We start from the raw sequence: 20,247 nt of genomic DNA on the forward strand, positions 1-20,247 counted from the left end.
CGCCTACACTTATTCAAGAAAATGACCAAGTTTATCCATGAAACCTTGGGCGATCCAAAGGAGCAACTTATTCAAATTAAGAACTAGCAACTATAAATTCTAACTAAATACAATCACTATGTCGACAACTCTCCAAAATCAGAAACAACTATTTGGACATCCGGTAGGACTTTATGTCCTCTTTTTCACAGAAATGTGGGAACGATTCTCTTATTACGGGATGCGTGCCATACTTGTATTATACCTTGTAGGGGCAACTACCGATGCTAATGCGGGATTGGGTTGGACGAATGGAGAAGCCTTGGCTCTATACGGATGGTATACCATGTTAGTGTATGTGGCTTCTATTCCTGGTGGTTGGATCGCAGATAAGTTTTTAGGACAAAAGAAATCGGTGCTCTATGGTGGGATACTCTTGGTTTTAGGACATAGTATTCTCGCTGTTGAAGAAATGTATGCTTTCTATACAGGTTTAGGTTTGATCATTGCCGGTGTGGGATTGTTGAAGCCGAATATTTCGACCATGGTAGGTGGTTTGTACCAACATGGCGATATCCGAAGAGATAAGGGTTTTACTATTTTTTATATAGGAATTAATATTGGTGCATTTCTATCCAGTTTGATCGTTGGTTATGTTGGAGAAGTACACGGTTGGCATTATGGTTTCGGATTGGCAGGAATTGGTATGGCCTTGGGTCTTATTCAGTATTTGGCAGGACAAAAACATTTAAAATTAGTGGGTAATTATACGGGTGCTTCAGAAAACGAAGAAGAAAAGGCGGCCATGAAGCGACCACTTACCAAGATTGAAAAAGACAGAGTAATTGTATTGTTTATATCCTTCTTATTGGTGATTGTTTTTTGGGGAGCCTTCGAACAAGCTGGAGGTTTAATGAATATCTATGCTTCAGAAAAAACCAACCGAATGTTGATGGGTTGGGAAGTTCCTGCATCATGGTTCCAATCGTTGAATGCCATGTTTATTATCTTCTTGGGGACAACCGTAGCGGCCTATTGGGCATCTAGAAAACTAAAGGGAAAAATATCCTCATCATTGTTTAAGATGATCGTTGGGTTAATCATTATGGGTACAGGATTCTTCTTTATGACTGCCGCAGCAGGACAATATGAGTCTAATGGTTCTTCAGCAATGTATTGGTTAGTTTTGGCTTACTTATTCCATACCGTTGGTGAATTATGTATTTCTCCGGTGGCACTATCCTATATCACTAAGTTAGCTCCTCTAAAATATGCATCCTTAATGATGGGTGTTTATTTTGCAATGACCGGTTTCGGAAACAAACTCGCCGGATTGTTGGGAGAAGCTTCAGAGAGCCTAGGTGAGTATACCATTTTTACTGGTATCGCAGTGTTTTGTGTGATTTTCGGACTACTCGTGATGCTATTCAGAAAGAAATTAGAGCATCTTACACATGGTGCTGAAGACAACGAACGCGAGATGTTAGAAACCGAAGGTTACGAAGTAGCCGATAAGGATATTAATTAATAGGTTTTAAATTTATATGTTATGAATACAGACGTTGAAAATCTATTTAAAGATAAAGTTATAGGCCATCCGGCCGGACTATTTGTACTGTTCTTTACCGAAATGTGGGAGCGTTTTTCTTATTACGGAATGCGTGCCCTATTGGTGATGTTCTTTACGGCCTCTCTTTTGGATGGCGGTTGGGGTTGGCCTCGTGAACATGCCTTTGCTATTTTCGGCACCTATACTTCGTTGGTCTATCTCTCCACCTTATTGGGGGGTTATATGGCCGATAAGAAAATTGGCTATCGTTGGGCGGTGGTAATAGGCGCATTATTAATGACATTAGGGCATGCGTGCATGGCCTTGGAAACATCTTTCTTTATCTACACCGGTCTTACACTTTTGGTATTTGGAAGTGGTTTTTTTAAGCCGAATATGACCTCTATTATTTCTGAAATGTATGTCGACAAGCCCGAAAAGAAGGATGGTGCGTATACCATTTTTTATATGGGAGTGAATGCAGGCGCCTTTTTAGGTATATTGTTATGTGGTTACCTGGGAGAGAAAGTAGGCTGGAGCTGGGGATTTGGTGTGGCCGGTATCTTTATGTTGTTTGGCTTGCTACAGTTTTGGTTGGCTCAAAATATCTTTGGAAAGATTGGATTGAAACCGGTTAAAGCCGAAAAAATCGCAGAAGAACTACAAACCGACGAAACCAAACTAAATCCGTTTACACCTTTCCAACTTGGACTTATAGTGATAGCGGCGATTTTAGGATTAGCCTGGATTTTAAACGATCCTGTTTCCAAGATCAGCGAGGGAGCCTATAACCTTTTTGATTTTTCTGCCTTCGGACTTGATGGATCGAATCTTGTGATACTGGCCGCATTGTTGATTTTTATACTCTTGCTGGTCATAAGAATTCCTAAATATACTCGTATAATCCGTGATAGGATGCTCGCTGTGGTGTTCTTTGCCTTTATTACCATCTTCTTTTGGGCAATTTTTGAACAAGCACCCGGTTCTTTAACCATTTTTGCAAGAGACTATACCCAACGTGTTTTAGAGGGTGATTCGGCTATGATTTTTAAAGTAGTAAACTCTTTGATGACGCTAATACCTTTGGGAATTATTTCATGGGTATTGTGGTTGTTATTTAAGAAGACCTTTGCAAAATATGCGGCTTCTAATATCTTCTTAGCAACGAGTTTCGTCATTATTTGGGGAATCGCGATATGGATGCTGTATACCGAATTTTTAAAGGATATTGCTGAAGTACCTGCCTCTTGGTTTGGTGTGTTAAACTCTTTGTTTATAATCGCGATGGCACCCTTATTTTCTAAATGGTGGGAAAGCAAATACAATCCTAACGCCAATATGAAATATGCCTTAGGAATGATACTCCTGGGGATCGGGATGGCCTGTGTTGCCATTGGTGCTGGAGACATTGCCGTAGGAGCCGAAACGGCTAAAGTTAGTATGATATGGTTGATCCTAGTATACTTTTTCCACACCATGGGTGAACTTTGTGTCTCACCGGTAGCCTTGTCCTACGTGAGTAAACTGGTGCCCGGACGTATGATAGCCATGATGTTTGGTATTTGGTATTTGGCAGTTGCTATTGGAATGAAGTTGGCCGGTGTCTTTGGAGAAGCCTCCGAAGGTATTGCTCAAACAGAAGGACTGAGTTACTTCTTCTGGTTATTGACAGCCGTTGCAGTAGGGCTTGGAGTCTTGTCTGCCTTACTGTATCCTGTAATCAAAAAACTAATGCACGGAGTGCGTTAAACACAATACAAATCGTAAAAAAACGTTCCATTTTGTGGAACGTTTTTTGTTATAAGATTTTAGACCAAATATAGTTGCAATGAAGAAATATCTACTGTTCGTATTACTTTTAACGATTACAAGTGTGTCTGCCCAGCAGATCAACTGGATGACTATGAATGACGCCTTGGCCGCACAGAAGAGACAGCCCAAAAAGATTTTTATGGATGTTTACACCACCTGGTGTGGCCCCTGTAAATTATTGGACAAGAACACCTTTAGTGATAAGGATGTGATCGAATTTATCAATAAGAATTACTACGCCGTAAAGTTTAACGCCGAAGGCACAGAAAAGATCACTTTTCAGGATTTTACCTATACCAATCCGAATTATCAGGAAGGTAGAAAGGGACGCAACGCAACGCATTTCTTTGCCGATGCCTTAAAACTTAGAGGCTATCCAAGTTTAGTTTTCTTTAAGGAAGATGGAGAGCTTATACAGGCCGTGCCCGGGTATAAAACACCACAACAATTAGAGATCTATCTTAAAATGATCGCCAATGATGATTATAAGAAACTTACAACCGCAGAGGCCTGGCAAAAGTATCAGGATAATTTTAAGTATACCTTTTAAGAAATAGAATTACGATATACGCTACTCTAAGACAAATGCTCCTTTTGAACCGGTATGGTGAAAAGGGAGTTTTCTTTTTTCACAGGTCGTTCTCCAACGAGACACATAGGAGGGATAATTGCTACCATCTGCCACAATCAAATCTGGCTGTAGGGAATCCAGCAATCGATCGAGATGTAGTTTAGGACTTTTGGTGAATACGACGATATCAATAGGTTCTGAAGTTGGATAAACGCCCAAACTATCCAAAATCAGTATTTTTTTATTCTTAAACCTAAGGTATAACGGAATGGCTGTTTCTGAAATTTGGGTAATGTGTTGTGCCACCAGATAACTTTTTATCGGATACTTATTTTTTTGATTCGAAGTCGTATCACTTCCGAATAAAAGCAAGCTCTCACCATTTTTGTAGCCAAGAAGAGTTTGTCGGTTTTTCTGAAATACCACCAGCTGCTGCTGTGAGTAGTGTTTCTTTTCGAACAGGAGGACTCCAAAAAATAAACCGAGACACAGCAAATTGTAAATCAAACGGCGGGGACTGAATTTTTTCCACATGAGCAGCAGGGAGGTGATGACTAAATAACTCGTAATTACCCTTGCTTCTGAAAAGGAGATATCTTCAAATAAAAAGGCCTCCTGTTGGGCAATCCAACCAATAAAACGGTTCAGCAATTCAACCAAGAAATTAAAAGAAGTTGTAATGGCTTCAGGAAGTATATTGAAGGCAGCGAGGACCACCACAACGATGCCTCCCATCAATAAGAGACCCAATAGGGGGAGTACAACTAAATTTGTCAACAAGAACAATCCCGGGAATTGATGAAAATAATACAGGCTAAGGGGAACTATCCCCAACTGTGCCGCCATGGTAACCGTAAAAATGCTCCAAACCTTTTTTAACAGGTAATTCTTGGGAAAATACATTTGGTATAGCTTAGGCTGTATCCAAAGTATAAAGAATACGGCGAGGTAGCTCAATTGAAATCCAACATGAAATAGCCAATGCGGGGTGATAAGCAATAGTGTGAAATAAGAAAGAAACAAGGTGTTAATACTATTGGTAGGCCGTCGACTAGCCTTTGCAATACTGAAGAATGAAAACATAGTAACGGCACGTACAACCGAAGGTGACAAACCCGCAACCAGGGCAAAACACCAAAGTAGACACAGGATGAAAAGGCTTTTGAATAAAGCTCCCCTTCGAAAGCGGTTTAAGGGGCCTAATAAACCCGATAGCAATACATATAAAATACCTACGTGCAATCCTGAAACCGCCAAAATGTGAATGGCTCCTGCTGCTGCGTAGGCTTCATAGACTTCCTTGTCGATATCGTTGCGGTATCCCAGTACCAATGCTTGAACAATGGCTCTTTCATCTGTTTTTAATTTTGTTTCTTGAAGTTTTTCTATCAATTGACTTCGGAAGGTTTCGGCCAAACCACGAAGGGTCCAGATGCCACTCAAGCTTGTTATAATATCACCTGAAGCTATCCTAAGTTGATGATGTACGTCCAAGGTTTTTAGATAGTTTGAATAGTTAAACTGATACGGATTGAGCGGTTCAGGGACTTCTACTACTTCAGAAACGACTAAGAGGATATCATCGATGGTGAATCGAACATTCGAACTATCTTTTTGAACATTAAGGAGCACCCTTCCGGACGTTTTTTTACCATCCAAGACGGCTACTTGGGCTATATATTTTTGATTAAAAAGATCCGGTTTAAGCACTTCTTTAATTTTTAGCTGAAGCGTTTGAGGAGTATTTACAACAATCGTTTTGGCATAATGGTTCGGTTGAAATTCGGGTAGGCGAAGGCTGTAGTTTAAAGCGCCTATACAAAAAAAACAGCAATAGGCGCTAATTCCGAAGAAAACAGAAGGCTGAAGTTGCCTTTTTGAAGTAAACCAACTAACAAGGAGTAGCGCAAAACTACCTATTGCGATGAAAAAAATAACAGAAGGGGAAAAAGGGAAATAGTGGGCAACAATGATTCCCAGTGTGAGGAAAATCGAAAGTTTTACAACCGTATAGTTAATAAATTTCATCCCAGTATTCTAAACAATGTTTAAAATAAACCGGGAAGCTGCTCTAAGATACGAGTTTAAATAATACGGCGTACTTCCACAAAGGCCTTTTTCCAGTATGCCTCTTCCATGGACGAAATAATCACGCCTCTCGATGTGGTAGAATGAATAAAGAAGATCTCGCCTCGCTTGTTCTCAACGACCAAGCCTACATGATTAATAGTGTTTCGCTTGCTTGTTTTAAAAAAGACCAAATCGCCGCTTATAACTTCTTTCAATGATACAGAAACACCTTTTGTAGCCATATCTCTTGAAATACGGGGCATCAATATGTCTTGTTTCTTGAATACTGTATAAACCAAACCGGAGCAATCCATTCCTTTCTCGGTTGTTCCTCCAAATTTATAACGCGTACCCTCAAACGATTTCGCATCATTGATAAGGTTATCTACAAATGCAGCATTGGTTGAAGCTTCGGTTGCTTCGGAGGCATCTCTGACCTTTTTTACGCGTACAGCTCTATTGGATTTTCCCGTTGTGGTCTTGTTCGAGGCATTTTCAATATTGATAACATCTTTGGTCGAAGTGGTAGATCGCGATCCTCCACAGGAGGCGAAAAAAACAGCAAGTAGGGCAAGCAGGAATAGTTTATTCATAGAGGGCAAATTCCTTTTCTTGCTATAAAACTATAAAAAATTTACTTATGTTTTAGAAATCGCTTCAAAAATTAGCTGGGCTGTTTTTTCACTCGCGCCTTTCCCACCCAGTTTTTTTTCAAGATCGTAGTATTCTAAAAAGAGGGTGGCTCGTACGTAAGGATCTAAAATATGAGTCAATTCTGTTTTCAACTGCTTCGCATTAAACTGGGCTTGTATTAGCTCTGTAACGACCTGTTTATCTAAAATAAGATTGACGAGTGAAATATACTTCAGTTTGATCACCCGTTTGGCAATTTCATAAGAGATGCGACTTCCCTTATAACAGACCACCTGAGGTATTTTAAACAAAGCGGTTTCTAAGGTTGCAGTACCCGAAGTAACCAAGGCGGCTTCCGAAATGCTTAGCAGATCGTAGGTTTTGTTTAGCAATAAATGTACATTTTGTCGCTGAATAAAGGGCTGGTAAAATGCGGCTTCCTGACTAGGAGCCCCTGCAATGACGAACTGATAGTCCGTAAAATCTTCTACAATAGAAAGCATGACATGCAGCATTTTTGATATCTCTTGCTTTCTACTTCCAGGGAGAAGCGCAATGATTGGGCGTTCATCCCAGCCCTGCTCTTCTTTAAAAACGTTGGGGTGTACTTGTTTTCTATTGGATATAGCGTCGATGAGCGGATGCCCCACAAAATGTACTGGAAAATCATGCTTCTTTTCGTAAAAATCCTTTTCGAAAGGAAGAATGACATACATCGCATCCACATCGCGCTTTATGTCCTTAATGCGCCCTTCTTTCCAGGCCCATATCTGTGGAGAAATATAATAGTGTGTTTGGTATCCTCGTTTTTTGGCCCACTTTGCAATACGCAGGTTAAAGCCGGGATAGTCGATAAAAATGATCACATCTGGATTGAAAGTAGCAATATCCGTTTTACACAATTTGATATTCTTTAAAATGGTACCCAGATTGAGTATCACTTCAATGAATCCCATAAAAGCCAGATCGCGATAATGTTTTACCAATTCACCTTGAGCTTGTTGCATAAGGTCACCTCCCCAACACCTGAAGGATGCTTCGGGATCTTGTTTCCTTAGCTCCTTCATGAGGTTTGCTCCGTGCAGATCGCCCGAAGCTTCTCCGGCTATAAGGTAATACTTCATCTAATAAAACTTTGAGATCAATATGATAATAGCAGCAACCAAGGTAGCTAATACCACGCCGCGGGCTCTATAGTATTGTTTCTTTTTCAGAAAAACAAAGAAAACCACAAAATTGAGCAAGGCACCCAGGGCGATAATATTACCAAGAAGATCTTGTTCGAGAGCAACCAGATAGGTACTTTCAATGCTTAAGTCTTTTGTTTTAGATAAAAAGAAAAGGTATAAATAGCTACCTGCTAGATTTGAAATCAATCCAAAAAGCAATCCGACCCCTATTTCTTTGGCGATTTGCTGCTTCATGATAAATCCCAGGTATTTAAATCCCCAATTGCATGATGTGCTGTTAGGTCAAATTGAACCGGAACCACCGAAACGTAACCGTTGTGCAGCGCCCACTCATCGGTGTCTTCCCCTTTATCTTCATTTACAAATTTTCCGGTGAGCCAATAATATTCACGCCCTAAAGGATTCATGCGTTTATCAAATTCCTCTTCCCAATGCGCATTGGCCTGCCTGCAAACCTTGATGCCCTTGATACTATCTCCGTTTAATTTTGGGATATTCACGTTCAAGACCACCCCTTTTGGCAGCCCATTTTGAAGACATTGGGTAGCGATGGCCCGAATAAATTTCTTACTGGGTTCAAAATTGGCTTCCAGATTATAATCCAACAAGGAGAACCCGATGGAAGGAATACCTAGTGTGCCGGCTTCCACCGCTGCACTCATGGTGCCGCTATAAATTACATTGATGGACGAATTGCTCCCGTGATTGACACCACTAACGCAAAGATCGGGTTTGCGCTTAAGAATTTCATTCACTGCTAATTTAACACAGTCTACCGGTGTACCACTACAGCTGTATTCGGTTTGAGGTGCATCTTTCTCGACCTTAAGGCTGTCACAATACAAGGTGCTGTTGATAGTAATAGCATGACCCATACCACTTTGAGGAGAGTCCGGAGCCACCACGCATACATCGCCAAGCGTATTCATCACCTCGATAAGAGCGCGAATCCCTGGAGCGGTAATACCGTCATCATTAGTAACGAGAATAAGAGGTCTGTTTTTTGGCATTGAAGTGAATTTTAAAAAACAAAAATACACATTTTATAGGCGTTGTTATAATTAGTTTGTTTAACAAAAAATTAGTATCATTATAACTTGATGGCACGGTTTTTTCTATAATTTAGGAGACTCAAATTTAAGACGATTGATATGCGCATAATGAAAAGGAATTTAAAAGTACTGTTCTTGGCTGTATTTGTAGCAGCCGCTTCTTGCAGTTTTACCACCAAAGAATTTAATGACCCCGATAAAGATAAACTTCTTATAGATCTCATTACCTATGTCCTTCAAAAAGGACATTACGATCCTGCCGACATGGATGATACTTTTTCGGAAGGGGTTTACGAAGATTTTATTGACGGTTTGGATCCTATCAAAAGATATTTTCTAGCTTCCGATATTGAAGAATTCAGCAAATATAAAACTGAAATCGACGACCAAATAAAAAATAAAGACCTTAGCTTTTTCAATGTGGTGTATGAGCGTTTTACGCAACGTATGAACGAAGCAAAAGTACTGTATGAGGAAGTGTTGGAAACTCCCTTTGACTATACCGAAAAGGAAGTGATCAATGTAGATTATGACAAGTTGGATTTTGCAACTTCAAAAAAAGAATTGAAAGAACGTTGGAGATGGCAATTGAAATTTTCAACCATTGCAAACTATTACGACTTGGTTGAAGACAAGAATGCCGCAGCAGAAAGAAAAAAGGAAGCCGCATTCAACGATAAAGAATACACCGCCGGAGAGAACGACAATCTTTCTCTTGCAGAACTTGAAGAAAAATCGAGAAACGCTACCAGAACTTCATTAAAGGAATTTTTTGAGTTTTCGGATGATTTGGAACGAAAGGATTATTTCGCCGTGTTTTTAACAACTGTTGTTGAAGAATTCGATCCGCACACCAATTATTTTGCTCCGCCGGATCGCGATCGATTCGATCTGCGTATGTCTGGTAAACTTGAAGGAATTGGTGCCCGACTTCAGAAAAAGAATGACTATATCAATATCGTGGAAGTGATAAGCGGAGGACCTGCCTGGAGAGGCGAACACGTTGCAGTAGGTGATATCATTTTAAAAGTGAAACAAGCCGATGAGAAAGAGGCAGTCAGTATAGTTGGAATGCGAATTGACGATGCGGTCAAATTGATCAAGGGACCAAAAGGGACGAAGGTGACACTTACGATAAAACGTGTAGATGGAACCATAGATGAAGAGATCATAACGCGCGATGTGGTTGAATTAGAAGAAACCTATGCCAAATCTTCGGTCATTGAGAAAGAAGACCGGAAATTCGGATTGATCAATTTACCACAGTTCTATTTCGATATGGAAAATTATAAAGAACGAAATGCAGCGAGTGATGTAAAGAAAGAAATAGAACGCCTCAAAGGCGAAGGGATGGAAGGACTTATTTTAGACCTGCGCGATAATGGTGGGGGCTCGCTAAAAACGGCTGTGGATATAGGAGGTCTGTTTATAAAGGAAGGCCCTATGGTACAAGTAGCCTCTGGTGGCGGTAAAAAAGAAGTCTTAAAAGATGAAAATGACGAAATAGTTTGGGATGGCCCGCTTGTTATTTTAGTGAATGAATTGTCGGCTTCGGCCTCCGAAATTTTAGCCGCAGCAATGCAGGATTATAAAAGAGCCATTATCATTGGAAGCGAACAAACCTATGGAAAAGGGACAGTTCAAAACCTAATCGATCTAAACCAATGGTTGCGTAAAAATGATATGGGCGATATGGGTGCCTTAAAATTAACCACTCAAAAGTTTTATCGTGTCAATGGAGGATCTACCCAATTGGAAGGCGTAAAAAGTGATGTGATCATGCCGGATCGATATAGCTATATTGATGTTGGCGAACGCGACTACGATAATCCCCTGCCGTACGATAAAATTGCACCTGCCAAATTTGAGGTTTGGGATGGCTATATAGATTTTGAAGAAACAATTGAAAAGAGTAAAGCCAGAATGGCAAAAAGTGAGCAGTTGGCGTTGATCGACCAAAATGCTCGTTGGATTAGACTGAAGCGGGATGAAATGGAGGTGAACCTCAATTACGCCGATTATGCTGCTGAAATAGCAAAACGAAAGGAAGAAGCTAAGAAATTTGAAGCCATAAATGAATACGACAATAAATTGAGTTATCGTTCGCTTCCCTATGAGGTGGAATTAATGAAACAGGACACCACCCTTCGCGAAAAAAGAAAGCGTTGGCATAAAAATTTAGCAAAGGATATATATGTAGAAGAAGCCATTCACGTCTTGGAAGATCTGAAGTTAAACAATATTAGAAAAGGAAAAATGGCGGACATTAAGAATTGATTTTTTAATGAGTAGATCGACATCTTTAACAAAAATTGCGCTCCAAAAGTTTAAAAGAAACTTTTGGGGCGTTTTAAGTTTTAGCTTTTTGTTGATCTGCGTAATAATAGCAGTCTTTGCATATGCTTTGGCACCGGATAATTCGCAAAATGCCAACCAGATGCACCTTGCTATTCACAGTAAGTCGCCCGGATTTAAAGTGCAAATGCTAACCATTCCGTCTCCTGTTAGCGAAGGGAATAGGTTTTCTGAATTTTTCTTCGGAAAGGAAAACGCCGATACCGAAATTCCGATTGCCGGATATGAGGTCGTGGGGGAAACCCTTCAGATAATTGAATATACACCCGATGGGACCGAAGGGCTTCAGAAAGAATACCCCCTGTCTTTATTTCCTCAGGCAAGCAATGCAGAAGCTATTCCGAAGCAATATATTTCAGAAAAAAAATTCATTTTAGGGACCGATAAATACGGACGAGATTTGTTAAGTCGTATGTTAATAGGGATCCGAATCTCACTGGCGATAGGTTTTGTAGCCGTGTTTATTTCTTTGGTGATAGGAATAACTATGGGAGCCATAGCCGGGTATTACGGAGGGAAAGTAGATGCTGTTATCATGTGGATCATCAACGTAACCTGGTCTATTCCAACCTTATTATTGGTGATTGCGATTACCTTAGCACTGGGTAAAGGATTTTGGCAGGTATTTATCGCGGTGGGTCTTACCATGTGGGTAGAAGTGGCCAGAGTAGTGAGGGGGCAGGTGATGAGTGTAAAGGAGATGCAATACGTAACCGCAGCACGGGCCCTTGGGTACTCCAATTTACGAATTATAACCAAACATATTTTACCCAATGCGATGGCTCCGGTCATCATTATATCGGCAGCTAATTTTGCCGGAGCCATTTTGATAGAGAGCGGATTGAGTTTCCTCGGAATTGGAGCCCAACCTCCTATGCCCAGCTGGGGAGGTATCATTAAAGACCATTACGCCTATATAATTTTAGGAAAACCATATTTAGCAATTATTCCGGGGCTTGCGATTATGAGTCTGGTGACAGCCTTTATGCTAATGGGGAATGCGTTGCGGGATGCGCTGGATGTTAGAAATTGAACCTTATGAACCGAAAATACCTCTATCCTTTGCTTACCGTACTTATTATTGTTGGGTTGTATTATGCCGAACAATATGTAGATCGGCAAAATGAAGCATATCCGGAATCCATTAAAACAGTTGGGGATAAAACAAATTCTGAGTTCGACGATAGTTACTTACCCACTTCCACAACCGGAGTCATTGTAAAGCACAATTATTTTTCCTTGTCCTATTCTGAAGCACACGAACAGGCTGAGTGGGTGGCTTATGAACTGTCAAAAGACCAGCTCGCTAAGAACGATTTCGATCGACCCGATTTTGTGGAAGATCGCAAGGTGAAATCCAAATCGGCGCATTGGCGAAGCTATAAAGGATCGGGTTTTGATCGGGGACATTTATGTCCGGCAGGTGACAGGCGTTTTTCTTTTGAAGCTTATCACGAAACCTTTTTAACCAGTAATATAAGTCCGCAAAACAATGATTTTAATGGCGGAGTTTGGAATAAGCTGGAACAGAAAGTGCGGTATTGGGCTAAGAAATACGATGGTGTTTATGTGGTCACAGGAGGCGTCTTGAAAGATGGTTTAAAAACGATTGGCGCTGAACGAGTTTCGGTGCCGGAGGCATTTTATAAAATAATTCTGGACTCTTCGGAAGGTCAATATAAGGCGCTTGCTTTTTTAATTCCGAATGAACCCACCAACAAATCATTCTATGAATTTGTTAGTACAATCGATGCCATTGAAGCACAAACCGGGATCGATTTCTTTCCGAAGATTTCTTCAGAAAAACAACATGCACTAGAGTCAAAAATTGATATAAAAGCCTGGGGAAAGCGCTAGGCATTGATGTAGTTCGAGGCATCCAGCCGCACAAAAATAAAGACTAAAATAGTAAAACCCCACAAGCCGGAACCACCGTAGCTAAAGAAGGGCAGGGGAATCCCCACTGTTGGAAATAGCCCTGTAACCATACCCACATTTACAAAAAAGTGTAAAAACAATATGGAGGCCACACCATAGCCATACACCCTGCTAAACTGATTCTTTTGTCGTTCGGCCAGATGTAAAATGCGTACTATCAGAAATACAAATAATAGGACGACGACCATGCTTCCTACAAAGCCCCATTCTTCACCAACAGTACTGAATATATAATCGGTATGTTGCTCGGGAACAAAATTTCCTTTCGTCTGAGTCCCCTGTGTCCATCCTTTTCCCGTCCATCCTCCACTGCCAATGGCGATTTCACTTTGGTTGGTGTTATAACCTATTCCTTTTGAATCGGTTTCTTTCCCTAACACAATATTAAATCGATCTCTATGACGCTGCTCGAAGACATTGTTAAAAATATAGTTGACAGAAAATGCAAAACCGATACAGGCAGCAACTATAATAACATACTTAGTAATATTTGGGCGACGTTTTCTATTTTTCAGAAAAATAATACCGGCAATTACCGCAACTCCTATAGCCACCCATATCACTCCGGCCGCCAAAGTTCCTACAAAAAGGGCAGCGGCAAAGAATCCAAATAAAAGGTACACAAAATGTAAACCTTCTCGGTAGAGGGGAAAAATAAAGGCTATATAAATTAAGGCACTGCCCGGATCGGGTTGTGGTATTATCAAAATAGCGGGGAGGGCAATAATGATAAAAGTCCGTAACTGGTGTTTAAATTCCTTTACATTGGTTTGAATGTCACTAACGTATTTGGCGAGAGCAAGCGCCGTTGCCGCCTTCGCGAATTCACTGGGTTGTAGACTGAAATTTCCAAGTGCATACCAGGAAGTAGCCCCATTTACATTTTTCCCCAGAACAAATAGTCCCAACAACGACAGAAGCGAAACAATATAAATAATACTTGAGAAGCGTTCATAAAATTTTGCTTCGATGGCGAGAATAAATACAATAAGGACAACACTTAAACCAATAAAGAATAATTGTTTGGTGTAAATCTGACTAAGATCAAAAAAACCGGAAGTGCTGTCACTTAGTGATGCCGAATAAATATTCATCCAACCAATACCCACCAAGGCTGCATATAGTAAAATAGTGAGCCAATCAAATTTTAAAATTCCTTTCCCGCTAGCCATTACTTATTGATATTAAATGGCGCTCCGCTATATGGTTTTGCATATTCTGCCTCAAGACTCCCGTTTAAGACAAAGGATTCCATATCGGTACGTGTTATTTCGCCCTTTAGATATTTCTCAATCATAAGACCTGCGATTCGTCCGGCCCAACGCGAACCCCAATAACCGTTTTCTACAAACACGGCAATGGCTATTTTAGGATTGTCCTTTGGTGCAAATGCTACAAATATGGAATGGTCGGTTAATTGCATCCGTTTCCCGTTTAGCCTTATAAAATTTTCAGCGGTACCGGTTTTTCCACAGACTTCAATGCCCGGAATTTGTATATGTGCTGCTGTACCATGGTTGTATACATCGAACATCCCTTGTACCACCGGTTCAAAATACCGGGGATCTATGGTGGTGTTGTATTTTTCAGTATATATTTTCGGAATGGTATCAACCACACTTATATTCTTAATAATATGGGGTTTGTAGTACCATCCTCTATTGGCTATTATGGTCGTAAAATTTGCCATTTGCATGGGCGTTAGCGATACTTCTCCTTGCCCAATAGCATTGGAGATCGTTGCCGTTGCAAACCATTTATAGGTTGGAAAATTATAACTTCGATTGTAATAATCGGAGTTTGGAATATATCCCCTCCTGCCGCTGGGAAGATCATATCCCAGATAGTTCCCAAGTCCGAAACTGCTTAAATGACGTTTCCAATTGTCTATCCCTTCCTGAGGAGTAGGATATTTTTCAATAATACGTCGGTAGACCGTACAAAAATAGGCGTTGCAAGAATTTGCTATACCATCGACCATGGATAAGGGGCTATAATGATGGTGGCATCCCAATTTTCTTCCTCTTCCATAGGAATAACCCCCATGACATGATATAGACTCTTTCGTATCGATGACCTCTTCCTGTAACCCAATTAGCGCAGTCATGGTTTTAAAGGGCGAACCGGGAGGATATTCCCCTTGTAGCCCACGATCAAACAATGGTTTTGCAATAGTGTCATACCAAAGTTTGGTAAAGTTTTTAGACCGTTCGCGTCCCACTAAAAGACTAGGATCATAATTTGGCGCAGTAACAAGTGAAAGAATTTCACCGGTGGCAGGTTCGATGGCAACAATACCGCCTCGTTTATTCACCATGAGCGCTTCCCCATATTCTTGCAAGACAGCATCGATAGTAAGAGAGATGTCCTTACCACGTTCCGGAAGCGTATCAAAGATTCCTTCCTTATAGGCCCCGATATCCCTATTAAAACGATCTTTCTGTATGTATTTCACACCTTTCACACCGCGAAGCACTTCTTCGTATTGTTTTTCTACTCCTTGCATGCCTATAAGATCACCCATCTGATAGTAGGGGTTTTTCTCAATAATAGGATTATTTACTTCAGCAATATATCCCAGCACATTGGCAGAATGCTTTACTTGGTAATCCCGCAAGGATCTTTTCTGAATATAAAATCCTTCATATTTGTGCATTTTTTCGGAAAGATAGGCGTAGTCTGCCTTGTTTAATTGTGGAATTACCACCGATGGAAGTCGTGGTGAATAGACACGTGCCTTATTCAAAATTCCTATAAATTCTTCTTTGGTAATCTTTAAAATCGAACAAAATTCCAAGGTATCTAATGGCTTTACATCCTTCGGAATGACCATGACATCATAAGACGGCTGGTTGGTAACCAGCAATTTTCCATTTCGATCAAAAACCTCTCCTCGTTGTGGGTAGTCGTAAATTACTTTTACGGCATTGCCTTCCGATAGTTTCTGAAAGGAGGTGTCGTAAATTTGGAGATAGAACAACCTACCCGTAAAAACCAATCCGGTAATCAAAACAATGGAAAGAAGTAATAATTTTCTCATGATGATTTTCGGCTAAATAACAGCAAGGTACATAGAATCACAATTGTACTGAATATCCCAGAGAATAACGCGGATTTTAAGATTAATAATATATGGGAAAGACTAAAAATTTCCAAACTAAACAACAGTAAATGATGAATAAACACCATCAACATAATATAGACCAATCTTTCGGTAAGGGGAACCTTGTTGATCTTTACCATATTGTATTCATAGCTCACTCCAAAAGCAAATTTTAAAATAAGAGGACGAATAAAAGCGATAAAAACACTGGCTGCTGCATGAACGCCACCCGAATCCCCAAAAATATCGATGGTTAGCCCCAATAAAAAACTTAAGAAAATAAGCAGCGTTTTGTTGCCGTTAATTGGGTATACCAAGATAAAGAGGATATACACAAATGGATTTATAAAACCCAAAAAGTTGATATAATTGAGTAGCAGCACCTGCACGAGAACCAATACAATAAATCGGATGATATTACTGAAGATCTCACTGTTCTGCATCGTCCGCTTCTTTTTCTAATTGTTCTATTTCGATGGCATCCATGTTCTTGATGATATAGACATTTTTAAGGTTGGTCATATCATTGAAAAGCCGGATATTTAGATCGTAATAATTGTCGTCTAGTTCCAAAACCGCTTCTTTTACAGTCCCAATTCGAATTCCTTTTGGGAAAATAGTCGATTTACCTCCCGTTACAATAGTATCTCCAACCTCTACCTTCGCAATTCTTGGAATATCAATTAGCTGAACAATGTTCGGCGCTTTCGTATTCCAAACTAAGGAGCCAAAATGTTCGGAGTTTTTGAGTTTGGCATTGATCTGACTTTTTGTGTTCAGGATGGATTGTATGGTGGCATACTTTTTAGAGACATTGTTGACTATACCTACAATTCCTTTAGAAGTAATCACCCCCATATCAATCTCGAGACCATCATTGGCGCCTCTGTCTATCGTAATATTGTTTTTTGTTTTTGAATAGGTGTTGTTGACGACATTGGCAGAAAAAAAGACATACTTTGAAGGCAATAATGTACTGTCTAAAGGTGGTGGAATATTACCGGACTTTAAATTTTCTAATTGTTTGTGAAGACGCAGGTTTTCTTCTACCAATTTTCGATTCTCTTGCTTTAAACCAAAATAAGTGGTTATATCACTTTTGATAGCATAAATGCTTCCACTTATAAAATTCGATGAGCTTACGTATTTGCTTTTTTGATAAGAATGTGTTCTAACGATAAGCGAGATCGAAATAAAAAATAATACGGCAAACAACAGGAAATTTTTATTCCGTATAAAGAAAAATATAATCTGTTGCATAGTGTGTTGCTTACTACTTTATCAATACACTCTTGTATTTAGTAAGGTTTTTTAAACATATCCCAGTCCCGCGTACTACGGCACGTAACGGATCTTCAGCGATATACACAGGCAGATCTGTCTTTTGTGACAATCGCTTGTCTAAACCGCGCAGCATAGATCCACCACCGGCCAGATAGATACCTGTATTATAAATATCGGCGGCTAGTTCGGGTGGGGTTTGTGACAAGGTTTCCATCACCGCATCTTCTATACGCAGAATAGATTTATCCAGTGCCTTAGCAATTTCTCGATAGGAGGCCTGCACCTGTTTTGGTTTTCCGGTTAGCAAATCGCGTCCCTGAACGGCCATGTCTTCAGGAGGAAGTTCAAGATCTTCAGTCGCTGCTCCGATTTGGATTTTTATCTTTTCAGCAGTACGTTCTCCAACATATAGATTATGCTGGGTGCGCATATAGTACACAATATCGTTGGTGAATACATCCCCTGCAATTTTGACCGATTTATCACAGACAATTCCACCAAGGGCAATTACGGCAATTTCTGTGGTACCACCACCAATATCAACCACCATATTTCCTTTAGGCTGCATAATATCTACTCCAATTCCGATAGCGGCAGCCATAGGCTCATGGATTAGATATACTTCCTTCCCATTTACACGTTCCGCACTTTCCTTTACCGCTCGCATTTCCACTTCAGTAATACCACTAGGAATACATATTACCATGCGCAAAGAAGGTTTTAACCATCTCTTTTTCAGCGCAGGAATATCATTGATGAACATATTGATCATTTTCTCACTCGCATCAAAATCGGCTATCACACCGTCTTTCAGTGGTCTGATGGTTTTGATATTTTCATGCGTTTTTCCTTGCATCATCGCCGCTTCACGTCCAACAGCTATTATCTTGCCGGTGGTGCGGTCGCGAGCTACAATAGAAGGTGCATCTACCACTACTTTATCGTTGTGGATAATAAGTGTATTGGCAGTCCCTAAGTCGATGGCTATTTCTTCAGTTAAGAAGTCAAAAAATCCCATAAGCTATTTTGGCGGTATTGAAATTAAACGTGTTGAGTTTCAACTCATCACAAATGTACTAAATTTTAGTGCTTAAAATGACGCGTGCCTGTAAATACCATTGCCATCTTATGCGCATTGCAATAATCGATGCTTAATTCATCTTTTATTGAGCCTCCTGGTTGAATTACAGCAGTAATCCCGGCGTTGTCTGCTATTTCCACACAGTCCGGAAACGGAAAGAAAGCATCACTAGCCATCACCGCACCTTTTAGATCGAATTGAAATGAATTTGCCTTGTCAATTGCTTGACGAAGCGCATCTACTCTCGATGTCTGTCCGGTTCCACTGGCACACAATTGCTTTCCTTTTGCCAATACAATGGTGTTGGATTTGGTATGCTTACAGATTTTAGAGGCAAACAACAAATCTTCTAACTCATTTGCTGTAGGTTTAGTATCTGTCGCCTGTGTTAAATTTTCGGCGGTGTCCGTAATAAAATCCTTATCCTGAACCAAGGCACCATTTAAACAAGTTCTAACGGTAGTTTTTGGCAAGGCTACTTCTTTTTGAATAAGCAGAATCCGATTCTTTTTTTCTTTCAGAATTTCTAAGGCTTCGGAAGAGAAACTAGGAGCGATCACCACTTCACAAAACAGCTTGTGGATTTCTTCGGCCGTGGCGGCATCAATTTCAGAATTAGAAATTAATATTCCCCCAAAAGCCGAAACCGAGTCACCGGCCAATGCATCTTTATAGGCTTCCAATACGGTATTTCTTTGGGCAATTCCGCAGGCATTGTTGTGTTTTAAGATGGCAAAGGTTGGCGCTTCATCAGTAAACTCACCCATCAAATTAACAGCGGCATCTACATCCAAAAGGTTGTTATAGCTCAGTTCTTTTCCGTGTAATTTGTCAAACATGGCATCAAACTCACCAAAGAAAAATCCTTTTTGATGCGGGTTTTCTCCATATCGAAGCACCTGTCCATTCGTTTCGCTAATCTTGAGTGCCGCCATGCTGTGATCGCTATTGAAGTAATTAAAAATTGCTGTATCGTAATGCGATGAAACATTGAAGGCCTTGGCAGCAAATCTTTTGCGATCTTCCTGTGCTACCATACCGTTGTTTGCTGAAATTATTTCCAACAGCTCCGTATAATCTTCCATGGAGGCAACACATAGTGTGTCTTTAAAATTTTTCGCAGCAGCGCGAATCAACGAAATACCACCAATATCTATCTTTTCAATAATATCCTGTTCACTCGCGCCCGAAGCCACGGTCTTTTCGAAAGGATAGAGGTCTACAATTACCAAATCCAATTGTGGAATTTTATATTGTTCCATTTCACCTACATCGCCCTCATGGTCCTGCCTGTTTAAAATACCTCCAAAAACCTTGGGATGTAACGTCTTGACGCGTCCCCCAAGAATAGACGGATAATCAGTTACGTCTTCAACTGGAACAACATCAATCCCCAAATCGTTGATAAATTTTTGTGTACCTCCTGTTGAATATATTTTTACTCCTTGTTCGTCTAGTTTTTGAACTATAGGAGCCAATCCGTCCTTATGAAATACCGAAATTAATGCTGAAGTGATTTTTTTTGAGTTGCTCATGGTGTATTTTTAAGACCAGCCTTCTGTTTAACAGCTGCAAAAGTACATAATTACACACGAATTTTGTAACATAAATAACGAGAAAACGTCTTATC

At 40.2% G+C, this 20,247-nt stretch carries 17 protein-coding genes; 6 read left to right on the plus strand and 11 right to left on the minus strand.

The window, feature by feature from the left end:
- Positions 1–118 precede the first annotated feature (118 nt).
- The 3 genes from K8F54_RS07325 (at position 119) to K8F54_RS07335 (ending at position 3,890) form a co-directional block, all read left to right on the plus strand.
- Positions 119–1,507, plus strand: a complete 1,389-nt coding sequence (locus K8F54_RS07325; RefSeq protein ID WP_290789017.1) for a peptide MFS transporter — start codon at positions 119–121, stop codon at positions 1,505–1,507.
- Positions 1,508–1,528: 21 nt separating this feature from the next.
- Positions 1,529–3,277: an oligopeptide:H+ symporter gene (locus K8F54_RS07330; RefSeq protein WP_290789019.1), complete on the plus strand. Its 1,749-nt coding sequence runs from the start codon at positions 1,529–1,531 to the stop codon at positions 3,275–3,277.
- A gap of 79 nt (positions 3,278–3,356) precedes the next feature.
- A complete protein-coding gene (locus tag K8F54_RS07335) occupies positions 3,357–3,890 on the plus strand; it encodes a thioredoxin fold domain-containing protein (protein WP_290789021.1) in 534 nt (177 codons plus the stop codon).
- Positions 3,891–3,911: 21 nt separating this feature from the next.
- Here K8F54_RS07335 and K8F54_RS07340 read toward each other — a convergent pair whose 3' ends face one another.
- The 5 genes from K8F54_RS07340 to surE are packed head-to-tail and all read right to left on the minus strand — an operon-like array spanning position 3,912 to position 8,814.
- Positions 3,912–5,939, minus strand: coding sequence for a ComEC/Rec2 family competence protein (locus tag K8F54_RS07340; protein ID WP_290789023.1), 2,028 nt, complete (start codon positions 5,937–5,939; stop codon positions 3,912–3,914).
- A gap of 56 nt (positions 5,940–5,995) precedes the next feature.
- The gene (locus K8F54_RS07345) at positions 5,996–6,574 is read right to left on the minus strand and encodes a C40 family peptidase (protein WP_290789025.1); all 579 of its coding nucleotides are present in this window, start codon (positions 6,572–6,574) and stop codon (positions 5,996–5,998) included.
- 45 nt (positions 6,575–6,619) lie between these two features.
- Positions 6,620–7,738, minus strand: a complete 1,119-nt coding sequence (gene lpxB / locus K8F54_RS07350; RefSeq protein WP_290789027.1) for a lipid-A-disaccharide synthase — start codon at positions 7,736–7,738, stop codon at positions 6,620–6,622.
- Positions 7,739–8,038, minus strand: a complete 300-nt coding sequence (locus K8F54_RS07355; RefSeq protein WP_290789029.1) for a hypothetical protein — start codon at positions 8,036–8,038, stop codon at positions 7,739–7,741.
- Positions 8,035–8,814, minus strand: coding sequence for a 5'/3'-nucleotidase SurE (gene surE, locus K8F54_RS07360; RefSeq protein WP_290789031.1), 780 nt, complete (start codon positions 8,812–8,814; stop codon positions 8,035–8,037). The genes K8F54_RS07355 and surE overlap by 4 nt, the downstream gene beginning before the upstream one ends.
- Positions 8,815–8,964: 150 nt before the next feature.
- On the opposite strand from surE, the gene K8F54_RS07365 reads away from it, so the two are divergent.
- The 3 genes from K8F54_RS07365 to K8F54_RS07375 are packed head-to-tail and all read left to right on the plus strand — an operon-like array spanning position 8,965 to position 13,068.
- Positions 8,965–11,133 carry a carboxy terminal-processing peptidase gene (locus K8F54_RS07365; RefSeq protein WP_290789113.1) on the plus strand — a complete coding sequence of 723 codons (2,169 nt, stop codon included), beginning with the start codon at positions 8,965–8,967 and terminating at the stop codon, positions 11,131–11,133.
- Between the two features lie 7 nt (positions 11,134–11,140).
- Positions 11,141–12,244, plus strand: coding sequence for an ABC transporter permease (locus K8F54_RS07370; protein WP_290789033.1), 1,104 nt, complete (start codon positions 11,141–11,143; stop codon positions 12,242–12,244).
- A 5-nt stretch (positions 12,245–12,249) separates the two neighbouring features.
- A complete protein-coding gene (locus tag K8F54_RS07375; protein ID WP_290789035.1) occupies positions 12,250–13,068 on the plus strand; it encodes a DNA/RNA non-specific endonuclease in 819 nt (272 codons plus the stop codon).
- On the opposite strand, the gene rodA is transcribed toward K8F54_RS07375, so the two are convergent.
- The 6 genes from rodA to purH form a co-directional block, all read right to left on the minus strand.
- Entirely contained in the window at positions 13,065–14,321 is a 1,257-nt protein-coding gene (rodA, locus tag K8F54_RS07380) for a rod shape-determining protein RodA (RefSeq protein ID WP_290789037.1), read from the minus strand. The two genes, K8F54_RS07375 and rodA, sit on opposite strands and share 4 nt — an antisense overlap.
- Positions 14,321–16,189: a penicillin-binding protein 2 gene (gene mrdA / locus K8F54_RS07385; RefSeq protein ID WP_290789039.1), complete on the minus strand. Its 1,869-nt coding sequence runs from the start codon at positions 16,187–16,189 to the stop codon at positions 14,321–14,323. Before mrdA ends, rodA begins: the two co-directional genes overlap by 1 nt.
- Entirely contained in the window at positions 16,186–16,695 is a 510-nt protein-coding gene (locus K8F54_RS07390; RefSeq protein ID WP_290789042.1) for a rod shape-determining protein MreD, read from the minus strand. The genes mrdA and K8F54_RS07390 overlap by 4 nt, the downstream gene beginning before the upstream one ends.
- Entirely contained in the window at positions 16,682–17,512 is an 831-nt protein-coding gene (mreC, locus tag K8F54_RS07395) for a rod shape-determining protein MreC (protein ID WP_290789044.1), read from the minus strand. The genes K8F54_RS07390 and mreC overlap by 14 nt, the downstream gene beginning before the upstream one ends.
- 13 nt (positions 17,513–17,525) lie before the next feature.
- Positions 17,526–18,554, minus strand: a complete 1,029-nt coding sequence (locus K8F54_RS07400; RefSeq protein WP_290789045.1) for a rod shape-determining protein — start codon at positions 18,552–18,554, stop codon at positions 17,526–17,528.
- A 65-nt stretch (positions 18,555–18,619) separates the two neighbouring features.
- Positions 18,620–20,152, minus strand: a complete 1,533-nt coding sequence (gene purH, locus K8F54_RS07405) for a bifunctional phosphoribosylaminoimidazolecarboxamide formyltransferase/IMP cyclohydrolase (RefSeq protein ID WP_290789047.1) — start codon at positions 20,150–20,152, stop codon at positions 18,620–18,622.
- Positions 20,153–20,247 lie beyond the last annotated feature (95 nt).

Origin of the sequence: Altibacter sp., from assembly GCF_019913785.1 — a bacterium.
In the GTDB taxonomy this organism is placed as follows: Bacteria; Bacteroidota; Bacteroidia; order Flavobacteriales; family Flavobacteriaceae; genus Altibacter.

Coding starts and splice junctions, on each gene's coding strand:
- purH (WP_290789047.1), bottom strand. CDS start 20,152: ATGAGCAACTCAAAAAAAATCACTTCAGCATTAATTTCGGTATTTCAT.
- K8F54_RS07325 (WP_290789017.1), top strand. CDS start 119: ATGTCGACAACTCTCCAAAATCAGAAACAACTATTTGGACATCCGGTA.
- K8F54_RS07335 (WP_290789021.1), top strand. CDS start 3,357: ATGAAGAAATATCTACTGTTCGTATTACTTTTAACGATTACAAGTGTG.
- surE (WP_290789031.1), bottom strand. CDS start 8,814: ATGCCAAAAAACAGACCTCTTATTCTCGTTACTAATGATGACGGTATT.
- K8F54_RS07390 (WP_290789042.1), bottom strand. CDS start 16,695: ATGCAGAACAGTGAGATCTTCAGTAATATCATCCGATTTATTGTATTG.
- K8F54_RS07345 (WP_290789025.1), bottom strand. CDS start 6,574: ATGAATAAACTATTCCTGCTTGCCCTACTTGCTGTTTTTTTCGCCTCC.
- lpxB (WP_290789027.1), bottom strand. CDS start 7,738: ATGAAGTATTACCTTATAGCCGGAGAAGCTTCGGGCGATCTGCACGGA.
- K8F54_RS07400 (WP_290789045.1), bottom strand. CDS start 18,554: ATGGGATTTTTTGACTTCTTAACTGAAGAAATAGCCATCGACTTAGGG.
- K8F54_RS07365 (WP_290789113.1), top strand. CDS start 8,965: ATGAAAAGGAATTTAAAAGTACTGTTCTTGGCTGTATTTGTAGCAGCC.
- rodA (WP_290789037.1), bottom strand. CDS start 14,321: ATGGCTAGCGGGAAAGGAATTTTAAAATTTGATTGGCTCACTATTTTA.
- K8F54_RS07375 (WP_290789035.1), top strand. CDS start 12,250: ATGAACCGAAAATACCTCTATCCTTTGCTTACCGTACTTATTATTGTT.
- K8F54_RS07355 (WP_290789029.1), bottom strand. CDS start 8,038: ATGAAGCAGCAAATCGCCAAAGAAATAGGGGTCGGATTGCTTTTTGGA.
- mrdA (WP_290789039.1), bottom strand. CDS start 16,189: ATGAGAAAATTATTACTTCTTTCCATTGTTTTGATTACCGGATTGGTT.
- K8F54_RS07330 (WP_290789019.1), top strand. CDS start 1,529: ATGAATACAGACGTTGAAAATCTATTTAAAGATAAAGTTATAGGCCAT.
- K8F54_RS07370 (WP_290789033.1), top strand. CDS start 11,141: ATGAGTAGATCGACATCTTTAACAAAAATTGCGCTCCAAAAGTTTAAA.
- K8F54_RS07340 (WP_290789023.1), bottom strand. CDS start 5,939: ATGAAATTTATTAACTATACGGTTGTAAAACTTTCGATTTTCCTCACA.
- mreC (WP_290789044.1), bottom strand. CDS start 17,512: ATGCAACAGATTATATTTTTCTTTATACGGAATAAAAATTTCCTGTTG.